Below are 6,540 nucleotides of genomic sequence, written 5' to 3' on the forward strand. Positions count from 1 at the left end.
ATAATATGCGTAAAAAGAATGCTTAATTAAGGAGGCGAACTTGTTGAAACAATCACCGCGTGTTCTCGGAAGACCTCGCCATGATGAAAATGCGAAACCTACAAAAGATATTGTCCTTGAAACGGCCACAAGACTTTTTATTAAAGAGGGCTACAAAAATATTTCAATGGATGATGTAGCAAAGGCTTGTAACGTAACAAAGGCGACTGTCTATTACTACTACCCAACTAAAGGGGATTTATATACATCTGCTTTAATTGCTATGATGGATCGTATCAAGCTATCTATTCTACAAATTTTAGAGCAGCCTAAACCATTTAAAGAACGACTCGAACAGCTCGTTGAAGTTCATTTATCAGCCACGATCGATATTGATATGAAAAATTTTATGAAAGAGGCTACCATCAATCTTTCGGAAACGCAGCTGAGACAAGTTCAAGCATCCGAAAATGGTATGTATCAAACAATAGAGCAGTCTATGCAAGAAGAGATGGAAAAGGGCACAATTCGAAAAGGAAATGCAAAGTTTTTCGCTCATAACTTTATGGCATTAATGACTGTAGGGTATTTTAAAGATGGCGATGGTAAAACTTTGCTAGGCTCAGTAGATGTGACGGCAAAGGAAGTAACAAATTTCTTCTGGCTTTCTGTTGAAAAACGTTAACACAAAATAGGTTTTTAAAAGGAGTTATCTCATTGTATTTGGGATACTTCTTTTTAGTGATGTAAGTCACAGACAATTAGAGCGATTCTTCATTATAGTAGGGGTGTGGCCTAGAAAGTAGTGGAACATCGTAACTCAAAAAGAAACTATTTTAGCCTAAAACTAGGGACAACCGTAATGGGGGAATGACAATGACAATTATTTCAATCCAAGCAATGCTAGAAGAAAAGACTAAACATATTGGTAAATTAGGGAGTATCGCTGGTGCAGATATTTTGAACATTCAATTGCGTGCTGGTGAAAAAATTCCTGAGCATCATGCGGACAATGAAGTGCTAATTATTGTTCAATTTGGTGAAGCTCGCTTTATCGTTGAAGGTGTGGAGGAAATTTTGACACCAGATACAATTTTAGCTTTAAAACCATCTGAAAAGCACAGCTTAGAAGCAATTACAGACGTTCGTGTTATTGTAATTAAATTAAAATAAAGAAAAGCTCCTACTTTATATGGAGCTTTTTATATGCTCATTTTTGAAGAACTATAATTTTATGTGGTGACAGACGTGCAACGATAGAGAGGCCTTGTAGAAGCTGTTTATGCTTCATAAACGTTTGATACAACAGTTGCACAAGCCCAGCTTTCTGCTCGTATAGAGGAGACGAAAAATCATTAGAGTGAAGCTATTTCTAAAGAAGTGAGTGAAAGACTTGCTTCCTTTATTCTAAAATCTGCTTCGTTAGCCAAGAATGATACATTTCTATTGACACTAACAAAAAAGATTTAACTTCCTTAATGAATACTACTAGAGAAACCTTAAGCCGTCGATTATCTGCTTTCCAAAAAGAAGGGTATATAGAGATGACAGGAAAAAGAATTGTCAATAAAAATTATGATGTGTTGGAAAATTTATTATAGCAAGACAGTTAATAGTTGATGAAATCAATGAATTTTGAAAAGATTGTCGAAATTGTGATATAGCTCATTGAAATAATGTACAAACAGTCTTATAATGAAGGTTGTAATGTCACCAAGACAAGATAAGGATGGTATTATGATGCGCTTTTTGCGATTTAAAGTAAACATTGTAATAACAAGTCATACGAATCGCTATCCAGCCCTTGTGACTGGTGATTGTGTAAGATATACGCTGTAACGACTGTTAAGTTTTACCTTAATGGTCTTTTTTACATGTAAGCAATAAAAAATAGTACTAGTGATGGCAAAGGAGAGTTCAAAATGTCAGAAACGAATAACCAAACACAGGCTGAACAAGTAACTGTGAGTAAAGAGCAATTAGATGTACTAGATCAATTATTAAAGCCTGAAGTTCAAGAATCACTTACAACTTTAGTTGAGCAATTACCGAAGTTAACTGAAATGATGACATTATTAACGAAATCATATGAGTTTGCTCAAGCTGTTGCAACAGACGAAGTGCTTAAAAACGATACTGTTGGAGCAGTAACAGAAATCGCTGGTCCTGTAGTTGGCTCTGCGAAAAACCTTGCAGCAACTGCAATTGAAGCGAAAGACCGTGCATCTGAAAGCCATGAAGTAATTGGTTTATTCGGTCTTGTGAAAATGTTAAAAGACCCTCAAGTTCAAAATGTTTTCCGTTTTGTTAATGCTTTCTTACAAGTAAGCTCAGAACGCAAAGCCAAATAAGACTCAAGGTAAATTCAATTCGTAAGGACGGAGGATTAATTAATCATGTCAAAAGAAATCGTCATCTTAGGTGCAGGTTACGCTGGCGTTTTAACTGCATTAACAGCACGTAAGTATCTATCAGCTGATGAAGCTAAAATCACTGTAGTAAACCAATTCCCAACACACCAAATTATCACTGAGCTTCACCGTTTAGCTGGTGGTACAATTGCAGAAGGTGCTGTTGCATTACCACTTAAAAAAATCTTTAAAGGTTTAGATATTGACCTACACATTGCGAAAGTATCCAAATTTAATGTTGATACTAAAAAAGTTGATCTAGATAATGGTTATACATTAACTTACGACACACTTGTAGTATCTTTAGGTAGCCAAACAGGATTCTTTGGTATCCCAGGATTAGAAGAAAACTCTATGGTTCTTAAATCAGTAAATGATGCCAATAAAATCAACAAACATATTGAAGACCGCATTGAAGCATATGCACAATCTAAAGATGAAGCAGATGCAACAATCGTTATTGGTGGTGGCGGTTTAACAGGTGTTGAGCTTGTTGGTGAAATCGTGGACAACTTCCCGAAAATCGCTGCAAAACATGGTGTTAATTTTGCTGATCTTAAAATTAAACTTGTTGAAGCTGGTCCGAAAATCTTGCCAGTTCTTCCAGATACACTTATCCAACGTGCTACTGAAAGCTTAACTAAACGTGGCGTAGAATTTATTACAGGTACACCAGTAACAGGTGTTGACGGCAACGTTATTTCTTTAAAAGATCGTGAACCAATTGTTGCAAATACACTTGTTTGGACAGGTGGGGTAGCTCCACTTCCAATCGTAGGCGAATCAGGTCTAGCAGCTGATCGTGGCAAAGCAACGATTAATGAATTCTTACAATCTACATCTCACGAAGATGTCTTTGTTATTGGTGATGCATCGGTTGCCCTACCAGCTGATGGAGGTCGTCCACTATACGCTCCAACAGCACAAGTTGCATGGCAAATGGGTGAATGTGCTGGTTATAATGTATTTGCACAATACAAAAACCAAGACATGAAAGCATTCTCAGCTGTAAACTCTGGCACACTTGCAAGCTTAGGTCGTAAAGATGCTGTTGCTACAATTGGTGCGAGCAACACAGAGCTTAAAGGCCTTCCTGCAACATTAATGAAAGAAGCTTCTAATATTCGTTACTTAACACATATTAAAGCTTTATTTGGTTTAGCCTATTAAAAAACAAAACACTCACTACTATCACGCTATGTCATTGTTAGTAGTGAGTGTTTGTTTTTTTAAAATGTATATTAATTACTTTAAATCCAGTAAAATAAATACATATTCATATTCTATTTTCTGAGGTGATGGCTGTGTTAACAATGTTTCAATCAAAAAAAGTAGATATAGAGCAATTTAAGGCTAAAATTGATGAACTGAATGCAAAGCTGGATAAGAAAGATCATGAATTTCAAATTTTTTTAAATGAGTTACATAAGGAAATCATTGAAACTATTGAACAACATAACAAGGTAAATGACCAGCATACTATTTTAGGAGAAATGGTCGCAAATATTGTAGGAGAGTTTAATAAAGTGGAGGATAGCACAATTCAATCCAATAAAATTTCTGAAAATGCCCTAGATAAAGGCGATTTATTAATCTCTTCCTCGGATCAAATGATGACATTATCGGTTGAAAGTAAGCAGGCTGTTCAGGAGGTAGAGCATTTGATTGATGCGTTAGGAGAGCAGTCTCAAAAAACATCTTTAAGCATGAGTAATTTAAGTGAGCGCTCAAAGCAAATAGCGGAAATTGTTAATGTTATTGGAGAAATATCAAATCAAACCAATTTACTAGCTTTGAATGCATCTATTGAGGCAGCAAGAGCAGGGGAGCATGGTAAAGGCTTTTCGGTTGTTGCCGAGGAAGTTCGCAAATTAGCTGAAAATACGAAAACAAGCACAGAAGATATTGCTAATTTAACAAAGAAAATAGAAGAACAAATTGGACTTGCTTACGAGGATAATAAAAATAATATGCAGCTAGTAACGGAAGGCATTGATAAAAGTGCTAAAACATCAGTAAAAATTGATCAATTGCTGCATATTATGACAAATGTTCAAACGGGAATAAATGAGCTATTAGCTTCAATTAAAGAGCAGAAGCTATCAAACGAAGACGTTATGCATAAATTTAATAGGACGACAGCCTTATTTGATGAAACAAATCGCGTTCTAACAAGCCATATTGATGAATCAGAAATGGTAACAAAAAAATTATTAGAGGCAGTTGATCAAGTAAAGCATTTCCCAACTGAAAGATAGATAATCTAACTTGAATTCTATGGAAATCTAAAAAGCAAGAACCCTGCATAGCGGCAACTTTTCAACTTCTTAGTGACTACTACAGGGTTCATTTAATTATTTCAAGTCGCCAACTTTTTCTTTTAATGCGGCTAATTGATCTGGATAGTTTTTTTCAGTGATTTCATTCCACAATTCTGCATCTTTAATTCCACATCTTTCGGGAATAAAGACTGGGTCAAGCCCCAACTTCTTCTGCTCTTCATAGTCTCTTAATGTAGCTAAACCTGGCTTTGTTAATAAGATAATAGCAATTAGGTTTAACCATGCAAGTGTACCTACACCGATATCAGCTAGATTCCAAGCAGTTGATGAGGAACGAATTGTTCCAAAAAAGATTGAGATAACTAGTAGTACTTTTACGACAATAGCAATAGTAGCAAAGTTTTTATTGTTTCTAAATAAGTAAGCAACATTACTTTCCGTGTATACCCCAAAAGCAAGCATAGTAGTTATTGCAAAGAAAAATACAGCGACAGCCACAAAAGGACTTCCTAAACCAGGAATGAATGAGTTAATTGCTTCTTGTGCGAATGCCGTACCTGCTTCAACTCCTGGTAGATTCTCAACCAAAAATCCCCCATTAGGATGGGCAATATTGTAACTGCCTGTGGAGATGATCATAATGGCTGTAGCTGTACATACAAGTAGTGTATCAACATAGACCGAGAATGCTTGGACAAGCCCTTGTTTAGCAGGATGAGATACTTCTGCGGTACCAGCTGCCTGTGCTCCAGTACCTTGACCTGCTTCATTTGAATAAGCCCCTCTTTTTACACCCCACATAATTGCATTTCCAAAAACAGCACCGAATGCAGCATTTAAATTAAAGGCAGAGCTGAAAATTAAAGCAAATATTGCAGGTACATCTTTTATATTGATAAATAAAATAATGAATGCAAGAAGTATGTAAGCAGTTGCCATAAACGGTACAGCATATTCAGCAACTTTTCCAACCCTTTTAATACCGCCAAAAATAGCAAATCCAAATATTGCGGAAACAATAATACCTGTAATTATTGGTGAAATCCCGAAGGCATTTTTTGTAGAATCAGCAATATTAAAGGCTTGAACACCTGAACCAGTGAAACCAGTTGCTATAATAGTAGCGATAGCAAATAATATAGCAAATGGCTTATTTTTCAAACCCTTTTCAATATAGTATGCGGGTCCTCCACGATACTCTCCTGCGATTTCTTGTTTCCAAACCTGGGCTAACGAGGACTCAATATAGGCAGCACCAGCTCCTAAAAAGGCTATGACCCACATCCAAAAGATAGCCCCTGGTCCTCCAAAATAAATTGCTGTAGCTACACCAGCGATATTCCCAATACCGACACGTCCACCTAATGCCATTGCAAAGCTTTGAAAAGATGAAACGCCATTTGCCGAAGTTTTTCTATTAAATAATTGTTTAATCATATCTTTGAAGAGACGTAGCTGTGGAAACTTCATAATAAGCGAAAAGTAAACGCCAGCTCCTAAGCAAAGATAAACTAATGCATTACTCCAGATAATCCCTGCTATTTTACCTGTTAAAGCGGCAAAATCCATATAACAACCTCTTTCTATTTTGTACTGTGTCATCTTAGATTATTAGGTAACAATTTAAATGAGAGGATATGAAAGCTCTTTTGAATGAAGTTTCTTTTACTTAAAATAAACTTTTAATCAATGTATCAATCATAATAGGCATCTCTTTAAACGCACTGTCCACATGTAATCGCTCTGTTTTTTGATGGGCATCCTTACCAAATGGGCCGACATTTAAGACAGGACCTTGTAATGCCGCCATCTCTTTGAATGGAATATGATACGTATCGCCCCATACGGGTGTGTTCCGCTCAAATGCT

8 protein-coding genes and 1 pseudogene are annotated in these 6,540 nt (G+C 36.2%); 7 read left to right on the plus strand and 2 right to left on the minus strand.

Features of this window, described 5'->3' with window-relative positions; genetic code table 11:
• The first annotated feature begins 43 nt into the window (after positions 1 to 43).
• The 7 genes from RCJ95_RS22085 (at position 44) to RCJ95_RS22115 (ending at position 4,648) form a co-directional block, all read left to right on the plus strand.
• Complete coding sequence (locus RCJ95_RS22085) at positions 44 to 664, plus strand: TetR/AcrR family transcriptional regulator (protein ID WP_257521015.1); 621 nt, start codon at positions 44 to 46, stop codon at positions 662 to 664.
• A 191-nt stretch (positions 665 to 855) separates the two neighbouring features.
• Positions 856 to 1,152 (plus strand): cupin domain-containing protein, encoded by a 297-nt coding sequence (locus RCJ95_RS22090; protein ID WP_221683383.1) that lies wholly within the window; start codon positions 856 to 858, stop codon positions 1,150 to 1,152.
• A gap of 272 nt (positions 1,153 to 1,424) precedes the next feature.
• A complete protein-coding gene (locus RCJ95_RS22095; RefSeq protein ID WP_446722790.1) occupies positions 1,425 to 1,580 on the plus strand; it encodes a helix-turn-helix domain-containing protein in 156 nt (51 codons plus the stop codon).
• Positions 1,581 to 1,686: 106 nt separating this feature from the next.
• Positions 1,687 to 1,818, plus strand: a complete 132-nt coding sequence (locus tag RCJ95_RS22100; protein ID WP_255349861.1) for a hypothetical protein — start codon at positions 1,687 to 1,689, stop codon at positions 1,816 to 1,818.
• Between the two features lie 83 nt (positions 1,819 to 1,901).
• Positions 1,902 to 2,330, plus strand: a complete 429-nt coding sequence (locus tag RCJ95_RS22105) for a DUF1641 domain-containing protein (RefSeq protein WP_004227758.1) — start codon at positions 1,902 to 1,904, stop codon at positions 2,328 to 2,330.
• Between the two features lie 45 nt (positions 2,331 to 2,375).
• The gene (locus RCJ95_RS22110; RefSeq protein ID WP_257521016.1) at positions 2,376 to 3,560 is read left to right on the plus strand and encodes an NAD(P)/FAD-dependent oxidoreductase; all 1,185 of its coding nucleotides are present in this window, start codon (positions 2,376 to 2,378) and stop codon (positions 3,558 to 3,560) included.
• A 128-nt stretch (positions 3,561 to 3,688) separates the two neighbouring features.
• Positions 3,689 to 4,648, plus strand: coding sequence for a methyl-accepting chemotaxis protein (locus RCJ95_RS22115; protein ID WP_255601754.1), 960 nt, complete (start codon positions 3,689 to 3,691; stop codon positions 4,646 to 4,648).
• 96 nt (positions 4,649 to 4,744) lie between these two features.
• On the opposite strand, the gene RCJ95_RS22120 is transcribed toward RCJ95_RS22115, so the two are convergent.
• Both RCJ95_RS22120 and RCJ95_RS22125 read right to left on the minus strand, forming a co-directional pair.
• Positions 4,745 to 6,241 carry an alanine/glycine:cation symporter family protein gene (locus tag RCJ95_RS22120; RefSeq protein WP_221683387.1) on the minus strand — a complete coding sequence of 499 codons (1,497 nt, stop codon included), beginning with the start codon at positions 6,239 to 6,241 and terminating at the stop codon, positions 4,745 to 4,747.
• 100 nt (positions 6,242 to 6,341) lie between these two features.
• A pseudogene (locus RCJ95_RS22125) lies at positions 6,342 to 6,540 on the minus strand (amino acid degradation protein); the annotation flags it as partial.

The sequence above is a fragment of the Lysinibacillus sp. BSL11 genome (assembly GCF_052928325.1).